This is a genomic window from Aureimonas sp. Leaf454 (genome assembly GCF_001424685.1).
Taxonomy (GTDB): domain Bacteria; phylum Pseudomonadota; class Alphaproteobacteria; order Rhizobiales; family Rhizobiaceae; genus Plantimonas.
In genome coordinates, this window is sequence record NZ_LMQT01000021.1 from 159,362 (window position 1) to 182,441 (window position 23,080).

At 69.6% G+C, this 23,080-nt stretch carries 20 protein-coding genes; 11 read left to right on the plus strand and 9 right to left on the minus strand.

Going from position 1 to position 23,080, the window contains the following annotated elements:
- Nucleotides 1-5 precede the first annotated feature (5 nt).
- Complete coding sequence (locus tag ASG43_RS16050; protein WP_056507186.1) at nt 6-1,124, plus strand: hypothetical protein; 1,119 nt, start codon at nt 6-8, stop codon at nt 1,122-1,124.
- Nucleotides 1,125-1,163: 39 nt separating this feature from the next.
- Here ASG43_RS16050 and ASG43_RS16055 read toward each other — a convergent pair whose 3' ends face one another.
- Entirely contained in the window at nt 1,164-1,472 is a 309-nt protein-coding gene (locus ASG43_RS16055; protein WP_056507189.1) for a hypothetical protein, read from the minus strand.
- Between the two features lie 174 nt (nt 1,473-1,646).
- Here ASG43_RS16055 and deoC point away from each other — a divergent pair, with 174 nt between their 5' ends.
- Nucleotides 1,647-2,333 carry a deoxyribose-phosphate aldolase gene (gene deoC / locus ASG43_RS16060; RefSeq protein WP_156386737.1) on the plus strand — a complete coding sequence of 229 codons (687 nt, stop codon included), beginning with the start codon at nt 1,647-1,649 and terminating at the stop codon, nt 2,331-2,333.
- Nucleotides 2,334-2,407: 74 nt separating this feature from the next.
- Here the strand turns inward: deoC and ASG43_RS16065 are convergent, their stop codons facing one another.
- The 4 genes from ASG43_RS16065 to ASG43_RS16080 all read right to left on the minus strand — a co-directional run bounded on the left by ASG43_RS16065 (nt 2,408) and on the right by ASG43_RS16080 (nt 6,945).
- Nucleotides 2,408-3,376 (minus strand): ABC transporter permease, encoded by a 969-nt coding sequence (locus tag ASG43_RS16065; RefSeq protein WP_056507192.1) that lies wholly within the window; start codon nt 3,374-3,376, stop codon nt 2,408-2,410.
- Nucleotides 3,373-4,317: an ABC transporter permease gene (locus ASG43_RS16070; RefSeq protein ID WP_056507195.1), complete on the minus strand. Its 945-nt coding sequence runs from the start codon at nt 4,315-4,317 to the stop codon at nt 3,373-3,375. Before ASG43_RS16070 ends, ASG43_RS16065 begins: the two co-directional genes overlap by 4 nt.
- Nucleotides 4,314-5,843: a sugar ABC transporter ATP-binding protein gene (locus tag ASG43_RS16075; protein ID WP_056507199.1), complete on the minus strand. Its 1,530-nt coding sequence runs from the start codon at nt 5,841-5,843 to the stop codon at nt 4,314-4,316. The genes ASG43_RS16070 and ASG43_RS16075 overlap by 4 nt, the downstream gene beginning before the upstream one ends.
- An 82-nt stretch (nt 5,844-5,925) precedes the next feature.
- A complete protein-coding gene (locus ASG43_RS16080; RefSeq protein WP_056507202.1) occupies nt 5,926-6,945 on the minus strand; it encodes an ABC transporter substrate-binding protein in 1,020 nt (339 codons plus the stop codon).
- A 217-nt stretch (nt 6,946-7,162) separates the two neighbouring features.
- Here ASG43_RS16080 and ASG43_RS16085 point away from each other — a divergent pair, with 217 nt between their 5' ends.
- Nucleotides 7,163-8,470: a GAF domain-containing sensor histidine kinase gene (locus ASG43_RS16085; protein ID WP_082490993.1), complete on the plus strand. Its 1,308-nt coding sequence runs from the start codon at nt 7,163-7,165 to the stop codon at nt 8,468-8,470.
- The gene (locus tag ASG43_RS16090) at nt 8,467-9,180 is read left to right on the plus strand and encodes a response regulator transcription factor (protein ID WP_056507205.1); all 714 of its coding nucleotides are present in this window, start codon (nt 8,467-8,469) and stop codon (nt 9,178-9,180) included. Before ASG43_RS16085 ends, ASG43_RS16090 begins: the two co-directional genes overlap by 4 nt.
- Before the next feature lie 13 nt (nt 9,181-9,193).
- On the opposite strand, the gene ASG43_RS16095 is transcribed toward ASG43_RS16090, so the two are convergent.
- Nucleotides 9,194-10,516 (minus strand): AarF/ABC1/UbiB kinase family protein, encoded by a 1,323-nt coding sequence (locus tag ASG43_RS16095; protein ID WP_056507208.1) that lies wholly within the window; start codon nt 10,514-10,516, stop codon nt 9,194-9,196.
- Between ASG43_RS16095 and ASG43_RS23610 the strand changes: the two genes are divergently transcribed.
- From ASG43_RS23610 to ASG43_RS16120, 6 genes are all read left to right on the plus strand, one after another.
- On the plus strand, nt 10,503-10,844 hold the full coding sequence (locus ASG43_RS23610) for a hypothetical protein (protein WP_162244732.1): 342 nt from the start codon (nt 10,503-10,505) through the stop codon (nt 10,842-10,844). The genes ASG43_RS16095 and ASG43_RS23610 overlap by 14 nt on opposite strands.
- Before the next feature lie 132 nt (nt 10,845-10,976).
- On the plus strand, nt 10,977-12,686 hold the full coding sequence (gene kdpA, locus ASG43_RS16100) for a potassium-transporting ATPase subunit KdpA (RefSeq protein ID WP_056507210.1): 1,710 nt from the start codon (nt 10,977-10,979) through the stop codon (nt 12,684-12,686).
- Nucleotides 12,687-12,787: 101 nt separating this feature from the next.
- Nucleotides 12,788-14,842: a potassium-transporting ATPase subunit KdpB gene (gene kdpB, locus ASG43_RS16105; RefSeq protein ID WP_056507213.1), complete on the plus strand. Its 2,055-nt coding sequence runs from the start codon at nt 12,788-12,790 to the stop codon at nt 14,840-14,842.
- A gap of 23 nt (nt 14,843-14,865) precedes the next feature.
- Nucleotides 14,866-15,504, plus strand: coding sequence for a potassium-transporting ATPase subunit KdpC (gene kdpC, locus ASG43_RS16110; protein WP_056507214.1), 639 nt, complete (start codon nt 14,866-14,868; stop codon nt 15,502-15,504).
- Nucleotides 15,505-15,668: 164 nt separating this feature from the next.
- Complete coding sequence (locus ASG43_RS16115; protein WP_056507457.1) at nt 15,669-18,383, plus strand: sensor histidine kinase KdpD; 2,715 nt, start codon at nt 15,669-15,671, stop codon at nt 18,381-18,383.
- The gene (locus ASG43_RS16120) at nt 18,380-19,057 is read left to right on the plus strand and encodes a response regulator (protein WP_056507217.1); all 678 of its coding nucleotides are present in this window, start codon (nt 18,380-18,382) and stop codon (nt 19,055-19,057) included. Before ASG43_RS16115 ends, ASG43_RS16120 begins: the two co-directional genes overlap by 4 nt.
- 12 nt (nt 19,058-19,069) lie before the next feature.
- Here the strand turns inward: ASG43_RS16120 and ASG43_RS16125 are convergent, their stop codons facing one another.
- Complete coding sequence (locus ASG43_RS16125; protein WP_244488125.1) at nt 19,070-19,408, minus strand: hypothetical protein; 339 nt, start codon at nt 19,406-19,408, stop codon at nt 19,070-19,072.
- Complete coding sequence (locus tag ASG43_RS16130; protein ID WP_056507220.1) at nt 19,389-20,171, minus strand: 3-hydroxybutyrate dehydrogenase; 783 nt, start codon at nt 20,169-20,171, stop codon at nt 19,389-19,391. Before ASG43_RS16130 ends, ASG43_RS16125 begins: the two co-directional genes overlap by 20 nt.
- 120 nt (nt 20,172-20,291) lie before the next feature.
- Between ASG43_RS16130 and msrA the strand changes: the two genes are divergently transcribed.
- Nucleotides 20,292-20,801: a peptide-methionine (S)-S-oxide reductase MsrA gene (gene msrA, locus ASG43_RS16135; RefSeq protein WP_056507221.1), complete on the plus strand. Its 510-nt coding sequence runs from the start codon at nt 20,292-20,294 to the stop codon at nt 20,799-20,801.
- A gap of 70 nt (nt 20,802-20,871) precedes the next feature.
- Here msrA and ASG43_RS16140 read toward each other — a convergent pair whose 3' ends face one another.
- Entirely contained in the window at nt 20,872-23,010 is a 2,139-nt protein-coding gene (locus ASG43_RS16140; RefSeq protein ID WP_162244736.1) for a diguanylate cyclase, read from the minus strand.
- Between the last annotated feature and the right edge of the window lie 70 nt (nt 23,011-23,080).

A 23,080-nucleotide genomic window follows, 5' to 3' on the forward strand; every position in this document is an offset into this window, starting at 1 on the left:
GTTCCATGGGCAATCGCGCGGATCGGCGGGCTTCGGCCAAGATCGCCAAACAGGCGGTGAAGCGGGCGAAGACCCCGGTCGAGGGCGCGATCCTGCGTGCCGCGGGCGCCTTCGCGGGGGAGGGCGCCGCCGGCCTGCTCGCGCCCCATCTCTCCGATCCCGATTTCGACGCGGCCTGGACGCGCCTCGCCGAGGATCTCCACGACATCCTCGAGGAGCACTATCCCGACTTTCTGCTCCAGGCCTTCGTCGAGGCGGGCATGGGCGCGCTTCGCTTCGGCCGCGCGGACATCGGCGCGGGCGATCGCGGCACCCGCCTCTTTCTCTGCCCTCTCGTCGGGGCGCGGGACCGGGTCGCGGCCTTCGCCGCAAGCCCGGACGACATCGGCGCGCTGGCGCTCTCCCTACGCCAATCCGGCATCGTCGACGAAGCCGGCGCCTGCTACGTCCTTCCCCATCCGGTCGATCTGTCCCAGCTGTCGCCCGCCGACGCGACGCCCGGCCGGGTCCGCGCGATCCACGATATCCTCGCCCGGCGCCTCGCCGCCGATCTCTCCGGGACGCAGGCGGCCGAAGGCGTCGAAGACGAGCGTGCCGACATCGCGGCGCTGCTTCCCGCCGCGAAGGCATCTTCCCGCGAGACCGCTCTCTGCGCGCTCATCGGCATCGAACTTTTGTCCGCCGAGGCGTCCTCGGGGCGGGATCTGTCGGAGGAGGCTCTGGACGCGGAGGACATGGCGGCGGAGGCGGCGGAGGCATCCTGGTACGATTCCTATGCGGCGGATCTTGCGGGTCTGTCGCTCGGCGCACCGCTGGACTGGCCTTCCTGCACGGCCGCGCTCGCCGTCGAGGGGCTGCGCCTGGAGATGGACGCCGCGCGATCCCGCCGGGGTCTTGCCGAGGGACGAGCGGACACGATCCACTGCGCGCCGTCCGCCGACGGAGATCGTCTCGTCGTGTCGGCGGTCTACGGAACCGAGGCGCTCGGTCCCTTCTCGGTGCCGGCCGAATTCGTGTGGTTCGACGCCGATGCCTTCTTCGACCGGCTGGAGGCCTCGACCGAGACCCTTCTCGAGCACGAGGACGAGGGCGCCGTCATCGCGCCGCTGCTCGGCGCGGGCTGAGGGGCCCCGCCGTCCGCGGCCGGGGCACGGAGCGCCCGTTCAGAGGATGGAGGATTCCGGCGGTTTCACCGTGTCGAGCTCCTCGGCGAGCGAGCGCCACATGGCCTCGCTGGTCGCCAGCGCGCTGCGCAGCCGCGTCACCTCGTCGTCGAAGACGGGTTCCACCGAGATCGTGTCGGACACGAACAGCGTCTCGACCGGCACCGAGGCCAGCGCATCCGTCCAGCTCATGCCGTTGCGCTCCAAGATCTCCGTCGCGCGCGCGGCCGCGTTGGCCCGCTCCCCGGCATTGTCGGAGGCGAGAAGTCCGGCGACTTTGAGCAGCTTGGCATGGTCTTCGGGGGTCATCGCGGCCTCCTTCGGTCGGTGCCGTTTCTGACGTACTGCACCGCGGGGCGAAGGGCAAATCCTTCGCCCTCTCTCGCTTGACCCGCCGGGATGCGCGTGGGACAGCAGCCTGCCTGAGCAATGGCCGCCGGTCGCAATGCGACCGATGGCCTCGTACCGATGTCCGGAGGTTTCATGAGCGCCGCTGCAACGCCGTCAGATCTGGCTCGCCTGATCGACCACACGATCCTGAAGCCCGAGGCTTCGCGCGCCGACGTCGCGCGTCATTGCGACGAGGCGCTTCAGTTCGGCTTCGCCTCGGTCTGCGTCAACGGCGTCCATGCGGCCTTCGTCGCCGATCGCCTGCGCGGCAGCGCGGTGAAGACCTGCGCCGTGCTCGGCTTCCCGCTCGGCGCCGGCGGGGCGAAGGTCAAGGCGGAGGAGGCCGCCTGGCTCGTTGCGCAAGGGGCCGACGAACTCGACATGGTCCTCGACATCGGCGCCCTTCGCGAGGGAGACCTCGACCGCGTGCGCGCGGACATGGCGGCGGTGCGCCAGGCGAGCGTCGCCCGGGTGCTGAAGGTGATCCTCGAGACCTGCCTCCTCGACGACGCCCAGAAGGTCGCGGCCTGCCGCATCGCGGCCGAGGTCGGGCTCGATTTCGTGAAGACCTCGACCGGCTTCTCCACCGGCGGCGCGACCGAGGCGGACGTTGCGCTGATGCGCCGGACGGTCGGTCCCTCGATCGGCGTCAAGGCGTCCGGCGGCATTCGCACCGCCGCCATCGCGCGGGCGATGGTCGCGGCGGGCGCCTCGCGGATCGGCGCCAGCGCCAGCGTCGCGATCGCGACCAGCACCGAAGCGGCGGCCGGCGGCTACTGATCGCCGTTCGGACCGTCGCGGGCCCCTTAGACACGCCGCCGGTCTCGTCCGGCGGCGTTTTTCTGCGACGGCGTTCAGCCCCGGCCGGTCTTCGGCCCGCCCGCCACCGTGATGATCGCGATGATGATGAGACCGGTGAGGAGAAGCCGAAGGCCCGCACCGACGCCGAACGTGTTCAGCATGGTGACGAGCAGGTAGAGAAAGAGCGAGGCGCCCCAGAGGCCCGCGACGTTCGACTGCCCGCCGGAGACGGAGGAGCCGCCGACCACCACGACGGCGATCGAGGCGAGCAGGTATTCCTCGCCCATGTTCAGCGAGGACCCGCCGGAAAAGCCCGCCAGAACCGCGCCGCAGAGGCTCGCGAGCATGGCCGACAGCACGTAGGTCGCAAAGCGCACGCGGTCGACGCGGATGCCGGCAAGTCCCGCCGCGCGCGTGTTCTGCCCGATGGCCGAGACCTGTCGGCCGTAGACGGTGCGGTGGAGCACGACCGCCATGACGAGGCAGAGGACGAGCGTGGCCAGAGCCAGGTAGGGCACGCCGAGGACGCGCCCGGTCGTGAAGGCCGCGAAGCCCTCCGGCGGGCGCACCCGCAGGCCCCGTCCGTAGGCGATCGCGACCGACTGGACGAGAAAGCTCGCCGACAGCGTCGCGATGATCGGCGGGATCTGGAGGAGGCGGATCAGCGCGTAGTTGAAGCAGCCGACGAGAAGGCCGGTGCCGAGCGCCGCCGCGATCCCGAGCGCGATCCGCGCATCGCTCCCGCCCATCACCACCATCGCCACCGCGCCGGACAGCGCGATCGTCGCCGGGATCGAGAGGTCGACGTTGCCGGGGCCGGTCGTGACGACGAACATCTGCCCGAGGCCGACGATCACGTACATGGTCGCGAAGGTCAGCGCCGTCGACAGGATCTGCGCGCCGCCGACGCCGCCGGTGAAGATCAGCGTGGCGGCGAAGATGAGGAGCGCGCCGGCGAAGGAGAAGAGCCAGGGCCTGTCGAGGGCCCGGCGCGGCTTGCGCTGTGCGGCGGCGGCGCTCATGCGGCTCTCCTCTCGGTCTGGTTCACGAGGGCCCGGAGCGCGAGGACGAGGATCAGGATCGCCCCTTGCGCGCCGATCTGCCAGTCCGGCGAGATGCGCAGGAACGACAGGAGCGAGCCGGCAAGCGTCAGCGTCAGCGCGCCGATCACCGCGCCGACCGGCGAAACGCGCCCGCCCGTGAACTCGCCGCCGCCCAGAATGACGCCGGCGATCGAGAGCAGCGTGTAGCGCAGCGCGATATTGGCGTCCGCGGACGTCGTGAGGCCGACGAGCGTCAGCCCGCTCAGCGTGCCGAAGAAGCCGCAGAGCGCGTACATCGTCATCTTGGCGCGCAGCAGCGACCAGCCCGCGCGGCGCACCGCCTGCGGACTGCCTCCCGCGCCCCGCAGCACCGCGCCGACCGAGGATCGCATGAGGAAGAGGTGGACGCCGACGGCGAGCGCGGCGCTCGCGAGGATCGCGAAGGGCACGAGCGGGGTCTTCAGCTTGACGAGGCCGGACAGCCAGGCCGGCGCGCTGCCGCCGGGCGAGGGCAGGAGCAGCACGGCCGCGCCGAGCCAGACGAAGCTCATGCCGAGCGTCACGACGATCGAAGGCAGGTTGCGCCAGTGGATCAGGGCGCCGAGCGCGGCATAGACGGCGATGCCCGCGAGGAGCGCGGCGACGCCGAGCAGCGGCTGGGTCGGCAGGATCGTCGCGCCGATGCAGGCGACGAGGCTGACGAAACCGCCGATCGACAGATCGAGGTCGTTGACGGTGATGACGCAGAGTTGCGCGATCGTGGCGAGCGCGATCGGCAGCGCGAGGTTGAGCATGAGGTTGAGGCCGAGATAGCTCATGGCCCGCGGCTGGATGATGAAGATCACCGCGAGGATCAGGATGAAGGAGACCGGCGGCAGGAGCGCGCGCAGAAGCCGTGGACTGGTGAAGGCGCCGCTCATGCCGAGGCTCCCGTCGTCGCATCGGCTTCGAAGGAGGATTGCAGGATGCGCTTTTCCGACAGTTCGTTGCGCGGCAGGTCCGCGACGATCCGGCCCGTGCGGAAGACGTAGATGTGGTCGCAGCTTTTCAACTCGTCGAACTCGGTCGTGTACCAGACGAAGGTCCGGCCCTTATCCGCTTCCGCCCGCACCAGGGCGTAGACCTCCTGCTTGGTGCCGATGTCGACGCCGCGCATCGGGTCGTCCATCAGGATGATGTCGGCGTCGGAGGCGAGCGCGCGGGCGAACAGCGCCTTCTGCTGGTTGCCGCCCGACAGGGTCAGGATGTTGTTGTCCATGTCGGGCGTGCGGATCGCGATGCGCTCCTGCCATTGCGTTTCCAGGGCCCGGGTCCGGGCGCGGTCGACGAGGCCGAAGCGCTGGAGCCGGCCGAGCGAGCGGATCGTCACGTTCTCGCCGATCGACCAGAGCGGAAAGACCCCGTCCGTCTGCCGGTCGCCCGCCACGAAGGCGACGCGGCCCTCCATGGTCGCCAGGCGCGAACGGCCGTGCGCGGCGTTGTGCAGGAGAACGAGGAGGCCCGTCTGGCCATGGCCTGCAAGGCCCGCGAGCCCGACGATCTCGCCGCGCCGCGCCTCGAAGGTCGCCGCGCCGCCCTTCGGCATTCGCGCGGTGGCGACGACCGGCGCGGCCGATCGCGCCCGGGCGGCGGGCGCGATCGCATCGGCTTCGTCGCCGGCGACCTCGTGGACGACGACATGGCCCATGGCTTCCACGAGCGAGGCGCGGTCGAAGGCCGAGGCGGGGCGAAGGTCGACGACGCGCCCGTCGCTCATCACGGCGATGCGGTCGGAGGTCGACAGGATCTCGCCCAGAATGTGCGAGATGAGGATGATGCTGCCGCCGCCCGCCACGAAGCGCCGCACGAAGGCGAGAAGCTGCGCCGCGATGCTGGCGTCGAGCGAGGAGGTCGGCTCGTCGAGGATCACGAGGCGCAGCGGGTCGCCCGTGGAGGCGAAGACGCTCGCGATCTCCACCATCTGGCGCTGGCCGAGCGCCAGATCCGAGACGAGCTCGTTCGGCCCGATGCCGTGGCCGGGAAAGATCTCGTCGAGCTTGGCGCGGATGAGCGCGGCGGCCCGACGCCGCCAGCCCCATCCCTTCAGCGCGGCGTGACGAACGCGCGTGTTCTCGACCACGCTGAGATTGGGGCAGAGGGAGAGTTCCTGGAAGACGCAGGCGAGGCCGGCCTGATGGGCCTTCGAGACGCCGTAGCGTCCCGTCATCTCCTCGCCCGAAATCTCCAGTCGTCCCGCGTCGGGCACGACATTGCCGGCCAGGACCTGCATCAGCGTCGACTTGCCCGCACCATTGTGTCCGGCGAGGCCGAGACATTCCCCGGCGCGGATGTCGAGATCGATGCCGACGAGGGCGCGCACCGCGCCGAAGCTCTTGGCGATCCCGGACAGCCGGACGAGCGCGCGCCCGCTCGTGCCGGCAGAGGGGGCTTCGACGGTTCGGGACATGGGCCTCGGTGATCCCCTCTGCACGAAAACGAAAGCCCGGACCGCCGTCGGTCGGCGGTCCGGGCGATGGAAAGCGGGATGCTTACTTCTTGGCGTCCGCGATGACCTTCTTGGCGTCGTCGAGCGTGTACTCGACATTGGCGACGCCGCCGGCTTCCGTGGTCTCCAGGGACGTTTCGAGGCCGGCCTGATCGATCGACAGGAAGGGCACGACGAGATCCTTGGGCACGTCCTGCCCATCGAGGATCTGCTGGGCGACCCAAAAGGCGAGGGTGGAGACGCCCGGCGCGATGGAGACCGACATGGTCTCGTAGCCGCTCGCGTCCTTCTGCGCCTTCCACCAGCGCAGCTCGTCGTCGCGATTGCCGAGGATGATCGTCGGCGTTGGCCGGCCGGCGGCCTTGAAGGCCTCGGCCGCGCCGAACCCGTCGCCGCCCTGCGTCACGACGCCGACGACCTCGGGAAGGCTCGGCAGGACGCCCGCGACCGACTTCTGCGCGACGGTCTGCGTCCAGTCGCCCTGGACGGCGCTGACGATCTTGAACTTCGGGTTGGCCGCAACGCCGCTCGCGATGCCCTCGGAAATCTCGGTGTCGACCGACGTGCCGGCAAGGCCGCGGATTTCGAGGAGATTGCCGCCGTCGGGATAGCGCTTGGCCAGATAGTCGAGCTGGCCGGCGCCCATCTTCTTGAAGTCGACCGCGACGCGCCAGGCGCAGGGCTCGGTGACGATGCCGTCGAAGGAGACGACGATGATTCCGGCGTCGCAGGCTTCCTTGACCGCGCCGTTCAAGGCGGTCGGCGAGGCCGAGTTCACGACGATCGCGGAATAGCCCTGCAGGATCATGTTCTGGATCTGCGCGGCCTGTTCCGTCGCCTGGTTCTCGGCGGTCGTGAACGCGTCGGCGCTCTTCACGATACCGTCCGCGACGGCCTTCTTGGTGATCTTCTCCCAGCTCGCCAGCATGGCCTGGCGCCAGGAATTGCCGGCGTAGTTGTTGGACAGCGCGATCGTCTTGTCCGCCGTCTCCGCCGAAGCGCCGGTGGCGATGCCGGAGGCAAGGACGGCCGCCGACAGCAGGAATGCGAGCTTGGTCTTCATGGTTTCCTCCCCCAGGGATGCCGGCCTCCCAGCCGGCGTCAAGTGCCGGCGACGCATCCACGGCTGGCGGCGCGAAGATTGAAATACCGGCTGACGGATGTCCAAGCCCCGAACCGCATCTCTTTTGCGGGAACCCGCAAGCCGGATGCCGGATCGCGCGGGCGATCGACCGGCTTTCCTCTGGCGATCCCGCGGCGAACATGTTGCTCTCCCCGCCATGACCAAGGCCGCTCCCCCGATCCGATCCGGCGAGCCGAAGCCGGCCCGGCCGCGCCTCGGCGCGGAGGCCGTCTTCCGCCGCCTTCTCCAGATCTCGAAGGCGCTGGCCGGTCAGCTCGACTTCCAGACCGCGATCCAGGCGGTCTCCGACGAACTCGCGCACATCCTGCCGCACGATCATCTCGACGTCTGCATCCTGCGGCGCGACCAGCACGTGGCCTACGAGGCCGGCGCGCACACCGACTGGAGCCTCAACGAGCGCCCGCTTCCCGTCGAGGGCAGTCCGATCCGAGTTGTGCTCCTGGGGCAGGCGCCGTTTCTCCTCACCGGCGACGCGATGCGCGATCCCCGCTTCCATTTCGACGGCGCCTTCTCCCATCCGATCTTCGCGGAGGGCCTTCGCAGCCGCATCCACGTGCCGCTTCTCGTGCGCGGCGAGATCATCGGCGCCTTCTCCTGCTCGTCGCGCATGCCGGACTTCTTCACCGACGAGGACGTGCCCTTCGCCCAGCATGTGGCCGACATGCTCGCGCCCTATTTCTTCGCGCTGCGCGTGTCCGAGGACACCCGCCTTCTCGCGATCGAGGAGGCGGAGGGGCGCGCCCGCGAGGAGGGGCTGCGCGAGGGGGCCCTGCGGCTGACGGAGGAGCTCGAACGCGAGCGCCAGCGCATCGGCATGGATCTCCACGACCTGACGCTCGCCGATCTGACGCGCCTGTCGCGCCGCGTCGACCGGCTGCGCGCCGGCGAGGCGCTGGAGCCGGACATGCTGGAGCCGATCGCCTCCGCGCTCGACCGCTGCATCCGCGAGCTTCGCGAGATCATCGACGACGCCAGGCCGAACGTCCTTCAGCTCTTCGGCCTCGCCGACGGGATCGAGGACTTTCTCGGCCGCGCGCTCGATGGCGGGGGAACGCAGATCGCGTGGCGATTCCGCGACGACAGCGAGGCCTGTGTCGACGTGCTGGAGGAGCCGCTCCGCGTCGCCCTGTTCCGCATCGTGCAGGAAGCGGTCAACAATGCGGCCCATCACGCCGAACCCTCGCTGATCGAGGTGGACCTCCGGCGCGAGCCGTGCGGGGAAGAGGCCCATCTCGCGATCGAGATCCGCGACGACGGGATCGGCTTCGCCTCGCTCCAGCAGCGCAAGCGCGTCGGGGGCATCCGCAACATGCAGACGCGCGCCCGTCTCGTCGGCGCCCATTTCCAGATCGCGCGCCGCACCGACGGACGCGGCACCCTCGTCGCCCTGACGCTTCCCTTGCCCCCGCAGGCGGCGGATCGGTCCGCAGGAGAGCAGGCTTGAAAGTGCTGATCGTCGAGGACGACGCCGTCCACCGCGCCTTCCTGCGCGACGTTCTCGCCGGAACCTTCCCCGGCTGCGACTGCATCGAGGCCGAGAACGGCCTCGTCGGCGAACGGCTGGCGCGCGAGCATGCGCCCGGCAACGTCGTCGTCGATCTCCAGATGCCGCATCGCACCGGCGTCGAGATGGCCAAGACCCTGTGGCGCGAGCGCCCCGGCACCTCGATCCTGTTCTGGTCGAACTATGCGGACGAAGCCTATGTGCGCGGCGTCTCGCGCATCGTCCCGACGGGCGCGGCCTACGGCTACGTCCTGAAATCGGCCTCCGAGGAGCGGCTCGGCCTTGCCTTGCGCAGTGTCTTCCTGGAAGGCCAGTGCGTGATCGACCGGGAGATCCGATCGGTGCAGCAGACCTCGGCCGACCGCTCCGACAGCTTCACCGACGTCGAATACGAAATCCTCCTCGACCTTGCGCTCGGCCTCACCGACCGGCTCATCGCCGAGCGCCGCAGCGTCTCGCTGCGCAGCGTCCAGAACCGGCTGCAGCAGATCTACGACAAGCTCGGCGTCTACGAATCGGAAGGGGGCACGGAGGCCTTCAACCTGCGCATGCGGGCCGTGACGCTCGCGTTTCTGCGCAAGCTCCTCAATCGCGGCAGTCTCGAACAGGCCGAGGCCGAGCTCGCCGCCTGGCTGGAACGCAAGCGCTGAGCGGGCCTGCCTGTCAGAGATAGGCGCTGACGAGGCTTTTGAGGCCGACCCGCGCCTTCAGCCGGGCGGCGAGGAGATAGGTCCCGCCGAACTTGCGGTGGAGAAAGAGCGTGTCGGTCGGCGGCAGGCGCCAGCCGTCGCGCTCGGCGGCGAAGTCCATGCCCTGTTCGCGCAGCGCGCGCACGATCGCGGGATCGCCGAAATCGAAGATGTCGGAGGCCAGGAACGGCTCCAGCGCGAGATCGAACAACGCCATGACCTTGTCCTGGTGGCGCTGCGGCACGCTCTCGTCGATGAGGCCGATCCGCACCAGCGCGGCGCGGGCGGCCTCGCGGTCGCCGGCCAGGGCCGCCGCCGCCAGAGCCCGGCACCGCTCCGCGAAATCCTCGGAGAAGGCGCGCGTCGCGCCGAAATCGAGAAGCACGATCCGCTCCGTGGCGGGATCGTAGCGGTAATTGGCCAGGTTCGGATCGGTCTGCATGAGCCGGAAGGCGAAGAGTTCGCGCAAGGCGAGATCGACGAGGAGGCCCGCGACCCGGTCGCGCTCGGCCTGCGGCGCGCTCTCCAGCGTCTCGATGGGGACGCTGTGGAGATAGTCCATCGCCAGGATCTCCGGCCGCGTGAGGTCGCGATGGACGGCGGGCACGACGACCCCCGGATGATCCCGGAGAAGCGCTCCGAAGCGCTCGATGCAATCCGCCTCCCGCTCGTAGTCGGCCTCTTCGTGAAGCTGGCGCTTGGCTTCGCCGAGCAGCGGCGACACGTCGAGATGCCGCGGCAGGATGCCCGAGACGCGCAGCAGCGTCGCGACATTGTCGACGTCGCTGTCGATGCTGCGGCGAACGCCGGGATACTGGATCTTGATCGCCAGCTCACGTCCGTCCGCGGTCTGAGCCCGGTGGACCTGCCCGATCGAGGCGGCCGCGATCGGCCGGAACGCGAAGAAGTCGAATCGCGTCTCCCAGCCCTTGCCCCAGCCCCGGTCGAGCACCGACTGCACCTGCGCGCGCGGCATCGGCTCGGCATCGGCGCGCAGCCGCGCCATGATCGCAGCCAGTTCCGGCGGCAGCACGTCGCCGGCATCCATCGACATCAGCTGGCCCATCTTCATCGCGGCCCCGCGCAGCTGGGCGAGCTGCTCGGTGACCTTGAGGACGTTGGCCGGCGTCATGAGAAGGTCTTCCAGGCGCGGGCGACCGCCGCGCGCGAACTGCCGCGCGCCGTCGAGGAGCATGCCGCCGGCGACGCCCGTCGCCATGCCGCCCAGCCGCGCGAGGCGCGACAGCCGGCTGCTCGGAACGGACGAGCCGTCGCGGAAGGGAGTGCGAGGCGCCAAGGGACGTCCTTTCGATGAGGCGACACGGGACGGCAGCCGCGAGGCGAGAGGCGGAACGCCCTGCCATCGAGGTAACAACGGCGATGCCCGCTTCAAGGCGCGCAAGGCGGTCTGCGGCGCTTGGTCGTGGTCGGCGCCCGCGCCCGCGCCCGCCCCCCTGCCGGGGCTGCCCAGGCGAAAACTCGTATCGATCCTTTATGCCGATCCGCACGATCTGAACGGCGTTCCCGAAAGGAGGGTTCGCATGTTCGATCTTCTGTATCTCGCCACCGGCCTCGGCTTCTTCGCCCTGATGGCCGCCTATGCACGCTGGGCCGGGCAGGCCTGACGATGTTCGATCTCCTTCTCGGCGGCGCCGTCGCGGCCGCCCTTGCCGCCTATCTCGTCTTCGCCCTCGTGCGGCCCGAGCGGTTCTGAGGCTTCCGACGCCCATGCCCCTTCGCTTCGAAAGGTTGATGCCATGACCGTCCTCGGCTGGCTGCAGATCCTCGCCATTCTCCTCGTCGTCCTTCTCGCCGCGGTGCCGCTGGGTGCCGTCCTCGCCCGTGTCTTCGCCGGCGAACGGACGATCCTCACGCCCGTCCTGCGCCCCGTCGAGAACGGCTTCTATCGCCTCGCCGGCATCGATCCCGCGCGCGAGCAGACCTGGCTCGGCTATACGCTCGCCATGCTCGCCTTCAACGCCGGCGGCTTTCTCCTCCTCTACCTGCTCCTGCGCCTCCAGGGCGTGCTGCCCCTGAACCCGCAAGGATTCCCGGGCCTCTCGCCGCATCTCGCCTTCAACACGGCCGTCTCCTTCGTGACCAACACGAACTGGCAGTCCTATGGCGGCGAGACGACCATGAGCCATGCCAGCCAGATGGCCGGGCTGACGGTCCAGAACTTCCTGTCGGCCGCGACGGGCATGGCGCTGGCGGTGGCGCTGGTGCGCGCCTTTGCGCGCTCCGGGCAGACGACCGTCGGGAACTTCTACGCCGACATGACCCGCGCGACCCTCTACGTTCTCCTGCCGCTCGCCATCGTCACGGGTCTCGCCCAGGTCGCCATGGGAACGCCGCAGACCTTCGAGGCGTCCGCCACGGTCACGACCCTGGAGGGCGGCCAGCAGACGCTGGCGCTCGGACCCGTCGCCTCGCAGATCGCGATCAAGCAGCTCGGCACGAACGGCGGCGGGTTCTACAACGCCAATTCTGCGCATCCCTACGAGAACCCGTCGCCGCTCTCCAACGCGCTGACGATCTTCCAGATGCTGGTGGTCTCGACCGCCCTGGTCTTCGCCTTCGGCCGCCTCGTCGGCGACCGGCGGCAGGGAAGGGCGATCCTGTCGGTGATGGCGCTCCTGCTCGTCGCCGGCATCGCGACCGCCTATTGGGCGGAAGCCGCGGGCACGCCGATCCTCTCCGCCGCGGGCCTCGATCCCGCCGGCGGCAACATGGAGGGCAAGGAGGTCCGGTTCGGCCTCGCCGCCTCCTCGATGTTCGCCGCCGTGACGACCGGCCTCTCGGACGGCGCGGTCAACGCCATGCACGGCTCGTTCACGCCGATCGGCGGCATGGTGCCGATGGTGCTGATCATGCTCGGCGAGATCCTGCCGGGCGGCGTCGGGTCCGGCCTCTACGGCATTCTCGTCATCGCGATCGTCGCCGTCTTCGTGGCGGGCCTCATGGTCGGCCGGACGCCCGAATATCTCGGCAAGAAGATCGAGGCCAAGGAGATGAAGATGGCGATCCTCGCGATTCTCATCCTTCCCGCCGCGATCCTCGGCTTCTCCTCGGTCTCCGCCGTCCTGCCGGTCGCCCTGTCCGGCCTCGGCAATGCCGGTCCGCACGGCCTCAGCGAGATCTACTACGCCTACACGTCCGCGGCCGGGAACAACGGCTCGGCCTTCGGCGGCCTGTCCGCCAATTCGCCCTGGTGGAACACCACGCTCGGCCTCGCCATGCTGCTCGGCCGCTTCGCCTATATCGTGCCGATGATGGCCATCGCCGGCTCGCTCGTCGCCAAGCCGAAGCTCGCACCCTCCTCGGGCACGTTCCCGACGCACGGGCCGCTCTTCGTCGGGCTCCTCGCCGGCATCATCCTGATCCTCGGCGGCCTCCAGTTCTTCCCCGCGCTCGCCCTCGGTCCGATCGCCGAACAGGTGCAGATGCTGGGCGGCAAGACCTTCTGACGACACGGGCGCTCCGCCGCTCCCGTTCCGGGGCGCCCATCCGTTCGATCCATCCCCATCCTCCGTCGGTCCCCGCGACCCGACCACAAGGAATTCCTCCCATGGCTGCCAAGGCCGCAACCTCCATCGTCCGGCCCGACCTCGTCGGCCGGGCCACCGTCGACGCCTTCAAGAAGCTCAACCCCGCCGCGCTCCTGCGCAATCCCGTCATCTTCGTCACCGAGGTCGTCGCCGCCGTCGTCACGATTCTCTTCGTGCGCGACGTCGTCTCCGGCAACCCGCTCCTTTTCACCGGCCAGATCATGGCCTGGCTCTGGTTCACCGTCCTCTTCGCCAACTTCGCCGAGGCGATCGCGGAGGGGCGCGGCCGGGCGCAGGCGGATTCGCTGCGCAAAGCCCGCACCGATACCGTCGCCAAGAAGCTCGCGAACCCGAAGGAACGAGCGAACGTTCAGCCCGTCTCCGCGCTGGACCTGAAGGTCGGCGACCTCGTTCTCGTCGAGACCGGCGATCTCGTGCCCGGCGACGGCGAGATCGTCGAGGGCATCGCCTCGGTCAACGAGGCCGCGGTGACGGGCGAGTCCGCGCCCGTGATCCGCGAGGCCGGCGGCGATCGCTCGGCCGTGACGGGCGGCACGACGGTCGTGTCGGACTGGCTGGTGGTTCGCATCACCGCCGCCGCCGGCTCCTCCTTCCTCGACCGCATGATCGCGCTGGTGGAGGGCGCCGAGCGGCAGAAGACGCCGAACGAGCTGGCGCTGACGATCCTCCTCGTCGGCATGACGCTGATCTTCCTCGTCGCCGTCGTCACGCTGACGGGCCTCTCGTCCTATGCCGGAGCCGCCATTTCCGTGCCGATCCTCGTCGCGCTCCTCGTGACGCTGATTCCGACGACGATCGGCGGGCTTCTCTCGGCGATCGGCATCGCCGGCATGGACCGTCTCATCCGCCACAACGTCCTTGCCATGTCCGGCAAGGCCGTGGAGGCGGCGGGCGACGTCGACACGCTCCTCCTCGACAAGACCGGCACGATCACCTTCGGCAACCGCATGGCGTCGGAGGTCGTGGCGGTGCAGGGCGTGACGGAGACCGAGGCGGCCCAGATCGCGGTCCAGGCCTCGCTGACGGACGAGACGGCCGAAGGTCGCTCCATCCTCGTACTCGCCCGGGAGAAGTACGGTATCAGCGTTCCGGAGGCGGCACCGGCTGACGCGACCTTCATCACGTTCTCGGCCGCCACGCGCCTGTCCGGCGTGGACATGGGCGGCAAGCAGATCCGCAAGGGCGCGGTGGACGCCATCCGCAAGTTCGTGCGCGAGACGGCCGGGCATGACGTGTCCGAACCCGCCGCCTTCACGGCCGCCGTCGAGCGCATCGCCAAGTCCGGCGGCACGCCGCTAGGGCTGGCCGAGAACGGCCGGTTCATCGGCGTCATCCATCTGAAGGACGTGGTGAAGCCCGGCATCAAGGAGCGCTTCGCCGAACTGCGGCGCATGGGCATCCGCACCGTCATGGTGACGGGCGACAATCCCGTGACGGCCGCGGCGATCGCCTCGGAGGCGGGCGTCGACGACTTCATCGCCGAGGCGACCCCGCAGGACAAGCTGAACTACATCCGCAACGAGCAGCGCCAGGGCCGGCTCGTCGCCATGTGCGGCGACGGCACCAACGACGCCCCCGCGCTCGCCCAGGCCGATGTCGGCGTCGCCATGCAGACGGGCACGCAGGCCGCCCGCGAGGCCGGCAACATGGTCGATCTCGACAGCGACCCGACCAAGCTCATCGAGATCGTCGGCATCGGCAAGCAGCTCCTGATGACGCGCGGCTCGCTCACGACCTTCTCCATCGCCAACGACGTCGCGAAATACTTCGCCATCATCCCCGCGCTGTTCATCGCCGCGATTCCCGAGCTCGGCGTCCTCAACGTCATGGGCCTCGCCACGCCGGAAAGCGCGATCCTCTCGGCGGTGATCTTCAACGCGCTCATCATCGTCGCGTTGATCCCGCTGGCGCTGCGCGGCGTGCCTTACCGCCCGCTGGACGCCGCGACCGTGCTTCGGCGCAACCTCCTCGTCTACGGCCTCGGCGGCCTTCTCGTGCCCTTCCTCGGCATCAAGCTCATCGACCTCGCGGTCTCCGCCCTCGGCCTCGCCTGACCCCATCCTCAAGGAGAACACCCATGTTGTCCCAGATCCGCGCCGCGGCGACGCTCCTCGGCATTCTCACCATCCTTCTCGGCCTCCTCTATCCCATGGCGATGACCGCCATCGCCGCGTCCGTCTTTCCGGATCAGGCGTCCGGCAGCCTCGTCTCGCGGGATGGTCGGGCCGTCGGCTCCTCGCGGATCGGCCAGAGTTTCACGCAAGCCGGCTACCTCCGGCCTCGTCCCTCGGCCGCCGGCGAAGGCTACGACGCCGCCGCGTCCTCCGGCACCAATCTCGGTCCGACCAGCGCCAGGCTCGCCGAACGCCTGACGGCGGACGCCGCGGCGCTTCGCTCGCAGACCGGCGCCGATCGTCTGCCGGCCGACGCGATCACCACCTCCGGCAGCGGCCTCGACCCCGACATCTCACCCGCCTATGCCGACCTCCAGGCGGCCCGGATCGCAAAGGCCCGTGGCCTTTCCGTGGAGGACGTGCGCCGGATCGTCGCCGACAACACGGCGGGGCGCACGTTCGGCTTCCTCGGCGAGCCCCGCGTCAACGTCTTTGCGACCAATCTCGCGCTCGACGCGCGGGCGCCCCTGTCCCCGGCGATGAACGCCGCGCCGCCCGCCGGCGCGCCGACGGCCTCCGTCGCGACGCCGGCCGGTTCATAGCCGCGCGTCCCCATCGCACGGACGATCCCGATGCCAATGCCGATCCCGATGCCGCGCATCGGACCATCCGTCGGATGGGGCCGTTCTCGAGCCCATGCTGTAGAGAGATTGCCAAGGGGTGCTGACGAGCATCCCTTGGCGCCATGTCGGGACAGGGAGCATCCATGAACGCGATCGAGGCGCCCCGAGCATCGGCCGACGCGCTTCTGGCGGAGGCGGATCGGGAAGGGCGGGGACGGCTGCGGCTCTTTCTCGGCGCGGCGCCTGGCGTCGGCAAGACCTACGCCATGCTCCAGGCCGCACGCGCCGCGGCGACCGGCGGGCGCCGGGTGCTCGTCGGCATCGTCGAGACGCATGGGCGCGCGGAAACGGAGGCGATGATCGCGGGGCTCGACGTCCTGCCGCGCCGGGGCATCGCCTACAAGGGGCGGCTCATCCCGGAATTCGACGTCGACGCGGCGCTGGCCGAGCGGCCGGACCTCCTCCTCGTCGACGAATACGCCCATTCCAACGTACCCGGCAGCCGCCATCCGAAGCGATGGCAGGACGTGCAGGACTGCCTCCTCGCCGGAATCGACGTCTGGACGACGATGAACGTCCAGCACGTGGACAGCCTCAACGACGTCGTCCAGCGCATCACCGGCGTGCGCGTGCGCGAGACCGTGCCGGACACGACGCTCAAGGTCGCCGACGAGATCCTCCTCGTCGATCTCCCCTCCGACGAGCTCATCCGGCGGCTCGGCGAAGGCAAGGTCTATGTCGAGGACACCGCCACGCGGGCGACGCAGAACTTCTTCAAGCCGTCCAACCTCACCGCCCTGCGCGAGCTGGCGCTGCGGCAGGTCGCGAGCCGCGTCGACAGCGATCTCCTGGAGCGCATGCAGGGCGGCGCGATCGAGGGCCCCTGGGCCGCGGGCGAGCGGCTTCTCCTCTGCCTCGGTCCGGACGATGCCGCGGAGCGTCTCGTGCGCGAGGCCAAGCGTCTCGCCGATCGTCTCGGCGCGCACTGGTTCGCCGTGACGATCGAGCGGCCGGGCACGACGCTGGCGGAGGGCCCGGCCGACCGCCTCGATGCCGCCATGCAGCTGGCCAAGACGCTGGGCGCGGAGGCGCAGAGCCTGGTCGCGGTGGACTTCGCGAACGAGATCCTGAAATTCGCGCGCTTCGAGAACGTCACGCAGATCGTCGTGGGCAAGGCCCGGCGAGGGCGGTCCTGGCCCGGCTCCGCCGGCCGGAGCCTGGCCGATGCGCTGGTGAAGCGGGCCACAGGCGTCTCCGTCCATGTCCTCACCGAACGCGCGGAGGCGCCGGCCTTTGCGCGACGCTGGCCGGATCGCGGCACGGCCCTCGGCTATGCCTCGGCGGCGGGAAGCGTCGGCCTGGCGACCCTCGTCGGCTCGCAGCTGGTGCGTTTCGTCACCCTTCCGAACGTCTCGATGCTCTACCTGCTGGCGGTCCTCGTGCCGGCCATCGCCTTCGGCGTCTGGCCGGCGGTGCTCGCCTCCTTCCTGTCCTTCGCGGCCTACAATTTCTTCTTCATCGACCCGACGCACACCTTCACCATCGCCCGGCCGCACGAGGTGCTGGCGCTTGCCGTCTTCCTCATCATCGCGGTCACGATCTCGGCCCTCGCCGGGCGCTCTCGAGAGGAGATGCGCGCCTCCGCCGGGCGCACGCGCGCGGCGCGGCGGCTCTATTCCTTTACGCGCGCGCTCTCCGCGCTGCCCGACGCCAACGCCGTGCTGGAAGCGGCTGCGAGCGAGATCAACGCCGCGACGGGGCGCGCTTGCGTCCTCCTGCGTCCCGAAGGCGAGGATCTCGCCATCGCCGCGGCCTGGCCGCCGGACGACCGGATGGACGCGACCTCCCGCGCCGCCGCACGCTGGGCCTTCGAGAAGGGCGAGCCCGCCGGCGCGGATACGGGAACGCTGCCGGCCGCCGGCTGGACCTTCTGGCCCCTGGCGGTGCCGGACCGCAAGGTCGGCGTCCTCGGCATCGAGCGGCCGGGGGAGGGCCGTCCGCTCGGCCTCGAGACGCGCACGCTCCTCTCCGCGCTCTGCGAGCAGACCGCCGCCGCGCTCCATCGCGCTTTGCTCTCGACGGAGATGCGCAGCGCCCGGACCGCGGCCGAGACCGAGCGCGTGCGCAACATTCTCCTCGCCTCGATCAGCCACGACTTCCGCACCCCGCTCGCCTCGATCCTCGGCTCGGCGACCGCGTTGCTCGACTATGGCACCCGCATCCCGGAGGATGCGCGGGACGGGCTTCTCGGCGAGATCCGCGACGAGGCGCGCCACCTCGACCAGATGGTGCGCAACCTCCTGTCGATGACGCGGCTGGAGGCGGGCTCGCTGGAGCTCCATCGCGACTGGATCGACGTCGGCGAGGCCCTCAACCGGTCGGTGGACCTCGCCCGACGTCGCGGCGCCCGGCAGAGCTTCGCCGTCGACGTCCCGACCGAGCCGCTTCTCGCCTTCGTCGACGGCACCCTTCTCGACCAGGCCATCTCCAACATCGTCGCCAATGCCGTCCGGCACACGGGACCGGCGACGCGGATCGCCCTGTCCGCCGCTGCACGAAGGGAAAGCGACGGCAACGGCGTGGCGATCGAGATTTCGGACGACGGGCCCGGCGTGCCGGACGCCCTGCGCCCGCTCGTCTTCGAGAAGTTCACCCGCGCCGTCAGCTCCGGCGCCGACGGCGGCGAAAGCGCCGGGCTCGGGCTTGCCATCACGAAGGGGATCGTGGAGGCGCATGGTGGTTCGATCTCCCTCCTCGACGGCGGTCCCGATGGACGGGGCGCGGCCTTCCGAATCCTCCTCCCTTTCAGCGCGGGCACCGACGAACAGGGTGAAAACGGCGACGGGAGCCGGACATGACGCGATCGACGGTCCTCGTGGTGGACGACGAACCGGCGATCCACCGGTTCCTGCGCCCGTCGCTCGTGGCGGAGGGCTACCGCGTGGTCGAGGCGCGGACGGGGGCGGAGGCGCTGGATCTCGCCGCCACCGAGCGGCCGGACATCCTCGTCCTCGATCTCGGCCTGCCCGACATGGACGGCAAGACGGTGATCCAGCGTCTTCGCCGCGTGTCGGACGTGCCGATCGTGGTCCTGTCCGCACGGGACCGGGAGGCGGAAAAGGTCCGTGCCCTCGATCTCGGCGCGGACGACTTCGTCAACAAGCCCTTCGGCGTCGGCGAACTCATGGCGCGCCTTCGCGCCTCGCTGCGCTCGCGAAGCCGCAAGGCCAACGATCTCCTCTTCACGTCCGGCGATATCTCGCTCGATGCGGGCGCCCATGTCGTGACGCGCCGGGGCGAGGCGGTGAAGCTGACGCGCCGCGAGTTCGATCTTCTCGCGGCGCTCTTCCGCCAGTGCGGCAAGGTCGTGACCCACACGCAGCTTCTGCGCGAGATCTGGGGGCCGGCGAACGAGAAGGACACGCAATATCTGCGCGTCTATATCGGCCATCTCCGGACGAAGCTCGAGGACGATCCCGCCGCGCCGCGCTTCATCCTGACCGAGCCCGGCATCGGCTACCGCCTCGCCTGACGGCCGGAGCCTTTAGCTCTTGCCCGGGTCCGGCCGATAGGCGAGGACGAAGTCGATCACCTTGTCCCTCGGCATTTCGCAGGGCTTCAGAAGCCATCGTCCATCCGCAAGGCGGTAGAGGTTGCAGCTGATCCGGTCGAGGCCGCCGAGCGCCTCGCCGAAGAGCCAGCGCCGGCGCCCGTCCTCGGAGATCCGGACCGTGACGCCGTAGCGCCGTCCTTCGAAGACGCCTTCACTGTGGCCGGTCGGCAGGGCGTCCAGCCGGGCGAGGAACGGCGCCAGCTCTTCCGGCACCGCGCCCGAGGAGATCGTCTCGCTCAGCGCCCCGGCCTCACTGCATGAACCAGCCATGGCTGACGACGATCGACTGGCCGGTCAGCGCGTTGGTCGGGAAGGCCGCGAGGAAGACGGCGGTCTGCGCGACGTCGTCGACGGTCGTGAACTCGCCGTCGACCGTGTCCTTCAGCATGATCGTCCGCACGACGTCCTCCTCGCTGATGCCGAAGGTCGCGGCCTGTTCGGGGATCTGCTTCTCGACGAGGGGCGTGCGCACGAAGCCGGGGCAGATGACGTTCGAGCGCACGCCATGCGCCGCGCCCTCCTTGGCGACGACCTTGGCGAGGCCGATCAGCCCGTGCTTGGCGGCGACATAGGGCGCCTTCAGCTTGGAGGCCTCCTTGGAATGCACCGATCCCATATAGATGACGCTGCCGCCCCTCCCTTGCGCATACATGTGCTGGAGGCAGGCCTTGGTCGTGAGGAACGCGCCGTCGAGATGGATGGCGAGGAGCTTCTTCCAGTCGGCGAAGGCCATTTCGTGCACGGGCGCGACGATCTGGATGCCGGCATTGGAGACGAGCACGTCGATCGAGCCGAAGCGGGCGGCGATGGCCTCGATGCCGTCGGTCACCGCGTCCTCCTCCGTCACGTTCATCGCGACGCCCATCGCCCGGTCCCCCGTCGGGTCGAACGCCGCTGCGACGGCCTCGGCAGCCTGCCCGTCGAGATCCGCGATGGCGATCTTCGCGCCGGCCGCGAGGAAATGCCGCGCGATCTCCTTGCCAATGCCGCTCGCGCCGCCGGTGACGACCGCAACCTTGTCCTTGAGACTCATCGTCCGTCCTTCTGAAATGTCGACGCGGGCCTTCGGCCGCACCGGGGATGGTTGGAAACCGGGGCCGGATTCACCACTTAACCTCTCACCACCATCATCTCCAGCAAGGAAGGACGTTCTATGAGCCACGAGCGCGCAGTTCTGGCGGGAGGCTGTTTCTGGGGAATGCAGGATCTTGTCCGCAGACAGCCCGGCGTCGTCTCGACGCGGGTCGGCTATTCCGGCGGCGAGGTGGCGAACGCGACCTACCGCCATCACGGCAACCATGCCGAGGCGATCGAGATCCTGTTCGATCCCGCCGTCACCACCTATCGCCGCATCCTCGAATTCTTCTTCCAGATCCACGATCCCTCCACGAAGGACCGGCAGGGCAACGACCGCGGCGCGAGCTATCGCTCGGCGATCTTCTATGCCGACGACGAGCAGAAGCGCGTCGCTCTCGACACGATCGCGGATGTCGACGCCTCCGGCCTCTGGCCCGGCAAGGTGGTGACCGAAGTGTCGCCGCTCGGCGATTTCTGGGAGGCCGAGCCGGAGCACCAGGATTACCTCCAGCGCATTCCGAACGGCTACACCTGTCACTTCGTCCGGCCGAACTGGACGCTGCCGCGCCGCGCCGACGCCGCCTGATCCGAGCCGCCTGATTCGAGCCGGCGGATCGGGGCCGCCCGATCCGGGCGGCCTGACCCCGGCCTTGGTCCTACATCCGGCCGGACGGTCGCCGCGTTCTCGCCGCGCCGTGCGAGCCGGCTTCGTCGACCATGCCGGCATCTCCGGATGCCGGTGTCCGGGTTCCCGGCCGAAGTTCGCCCCGCGCGGACGCCGTCGGCCGGCGACGGGCGAGTTCGGTTCGGTTCCGGCCGGCGCCCTTGGCCTCGTAGAGAGCTTCGTCCGCCAGTTTGATGAGGCCGGCCGGGCTCACCGGCGCGTCGCCGCTCGGGTAGCTGCTGACGCCGAGGCTGATCGTCACGTGGCGGAAGGGGCTGCCCTTGTGGTGGATGCCGAGGTCGGCCACCGCCGAGCGCATCGTCTCCGCCCAGCCCGCCGCTCCGTCCAGCGAGGTGTGGGGCAGGATCGCGGCAAGTTCCTCGCCGCCGTAGCGTGCGCCGAAATCGCCCGGCCGCCGCAGCAACTTGCCGAGCTGGCTCGAAATGGCCCGCAGGCAATCGTCGCCGGCGGGATGTCCGTAGGCGTCGTTGTAGCGCTTGAAGTGATCGACATCGATGAGAACGAGGCTGAGTTCGCTCTGCTCGCGGACGGAGCGCGCGATCTCGCGCTGAAGTGTCTCGTCGAAGGCTCTGCGATTGGCCAGCCCCGTCAGTCCGTCGGTGGCGGCCAGCATGGACAGCTTGTGGTTCGCCTCCTCGAGCTCGCGTTCCATCTCCTTGCGAGCGGTGATGTCGCGGCTGGAGAAGATGGCGCCTCCCTTCGGGGAGAGGGGCTTGCCGTTCAACTCCACCCAGACGTAGTGACCGTTCCGGTGGCGCTCGCGCAGCTGCACGCCAATGACCGGCGTTCCGTCCCGCAACTGCTGCAGCATGCGCTCGAGGGCCGGATGGTCGTCGGGATGGATGAGATCGACCGAGGTGCTTTCGAGAAGGTCCTCCGGCTCGAAGCCGAGCATGTTCCGGCTCGCCGGGCTGACGAAGACGCGTCGTCCCGCCTCGTCCACCTGCGTGATGAGGTCCAGCGTGTTGTCGGCCAGGAGGCGGTAGCGCGCTTCGCTGGCGACGACGACCTGTTCGGCCGCGTCGCCGGCTTCCAGCTGGACCGCCATCTGGTCGAGCGTCGAGCCGAGTTCGCGAAATTCGGGGGCCTGCCAGTCCTCGATCGTCGCGCGCGCCGAGAACTGACCTCTGGCGATGTGCCGGGCGCTGCTGGTCAGGCGCTGGACCGGTCGAAGCTGCGTCCAGTAGCCGAGCCACCACGTGCCGGCCATGGCGGCGAGGAAGACGCCGAGGATCGCGAAGCTGTAGAGGAGGGTCCGGTGCTGGACGGCCGCGAAGACGGCATCGGAATCGGTTCCGACCAGAAGCATCAGGCCCGCCGTCTCGGCGCCCGCGATCGGGTAGAAGCCGTGCATCCGCTCGACGCCGTCGAAACCCGGCCCCTCCACCACGCCGCCGCTGCTCCTCGACTGCATGAGCGCCATCAGCGGATGCCCGGCGAAGGTCGTGCCGACCGGCGCCTCGGTCGCGGGATGCTGCACCAGCATCCGGTTCGACCGGGGCTGGACGAGCGTCACGGTTTCCCAGCGCCCGCCCGTCAGCCCCTTCGCCGCCCGCCCCATCCGCGTGAGGTTCATCGAGACGAAGACCGCGCCACGCACGAAGCCCTCGACCTTGGGCAGGCCCATGGCGATCGCGAATGTCGGCTGCTTCGTCGCGCCCGCGATCATGAAGTCGCCGACCACGAAGCGGGGCGCCTGGGGCGCGAGCACGCGGCGCACGAGGCTCTGATCCTCGAAGGTGGCGGGGGCATCGAGATCGCTGTGGCAGGTGATGTTCCCGCGCTGGTCGAAAACGCCCATCGTCAGGAACTGCGGGTTCGAATCGCGCACCGCGCGGATCAGCCTGCGGCAGGCGTCTCCGCCGTCGGCGGTTACGCCCGGCGTCAGGCGGACCACCGACAAAAGGGACTTCGTCGCGGAAAAGAGCTCCGACTGCTGCAGCGAGGCGACCTGCGCCAGCTGTTCGAGCTCCTGATAGGCCTGTTCGGTCGTGTCCCGGTAATCGAGGACGATGCCGGCGACGAGCAGGCCGGCCATGGGCAGGAGCGCCGCCAGGAGAAGGAGGATGAGACGGGCGCGGGTGCTGATGGACCCGATCAGGGACGACAAGATGAACACTCCCCTCCGCTTGTCCTGCGGCATCATGCTAAGGTGCACATAGTACTCTTAAGGAAAGTTT

Coding starts and splice junctions, on each gene's coding strand:
- ASG43_RS16070 (WP_056507195.1), bottom strand. CDS start 4,317: ATGAGCGGCGCCTTCACCAGTCCACGGCTTCTGCGCGCGCTCCTGCCG.
- ASG43_RS16065 (WP_056507192.1), bottom strand. CDS start 3,376: ATGAGCGCCGCCGCCGCACAGCGCAAGCCGCGCCGGGCCCTCGACAGG.
- msrA (WP_056507221.1), top strand. CDS start 20,292: ATGAGCCACGAGCGCGCAGTTCTGGCGGGAGGCTGTTTCTGGGGAATG.
- kdpB (WP_056507213.1), top strand. CDS start 12,788: ATGGCTGCCAAGGCCGCAACCTCCATCGTCCGGCCCGACCTCGTCGGC.
- ASG43_RS16075 (WP_056507199.1), bottom strand. CDS start 5,843: ATGTCCCGAACCGTCGAAGCCCCCTCTGCCGGCACGAGCGGGCGCGCG.
- ASG43_RS16085 (WP_082490993.1), top strand. CDS start 7,163: ATGACCAAGGCCGCTCCCCCGATCCGATCCGGCGAGCCGAAGCCGGCC.
- ASG43_RS16120 (WP_056507217.1), top strand. CDS start 18,380: ATGACGCGATCGACGGTCCTCGTGGTGGACGACGAACCGGCGATCCAC.
- ASG43_RS16130 (WP_056507220.1), bottom strand. CDS start 20,171: ATGAGTCTCAAGGACAAGGTTGCGGTCGTCACCGGCGGCGCGAGCGGC.
- ASG43_RS16050 (WP_056507186.1), top strand. CDS start 6: ATGGGCAATCGCGCGGATCGGCGGGCTTCGGCCAAGATCGCCAAACAG.
- ASG43_RS16055 (WP_056507189.1), bottom strand. CDS start 1,472: ATGACCCCCGAAGACCATGCCAAGCTGCTCAAAGTCGCCGGACTTCTC.
- kdpC (WP_056507214.1), top strand. CDS start 14,866: ATGTTGTCCCAGATCCGCGCCGCGGCGACGCTCCTCGGCATTCTCACC.
- ASG43_RS16080 (WP_056507202.1), bottom strand. CDS start 6,945: ATGAAGACCAAGCTCGCATTCCTGCTGTCGGCGGCCGTCCTTGCCTCC.
- ASG43_RS16125 (WP_244488125.1), bottom strand. CDS start 19,408: ATGGCTGGTTCATGCAGTGAGGCCGGGGCGCTGAGCGAGACGATCTCC.
- ASG43_RS16115 (WP_056507457.1), top strand. CDS start 15,669: ATGAACGCGATCGAGGCGCCCCGAGCATCGGCCGACGCGCTTCTGGCG.
- deoC (WP_156386737.1), top strand. CDS start 1,647: ATGAGCGCCGCTGCAACGCCGTCAGATCTGGCTCGCCTGATCGACCAC.
- kdpA (WP_056507210.1), top strand. CDS start 10,977: ATGACCGTCCTCGGCTGGCTGCAGATCCTCGCCATTCTCCTCGTCGTC.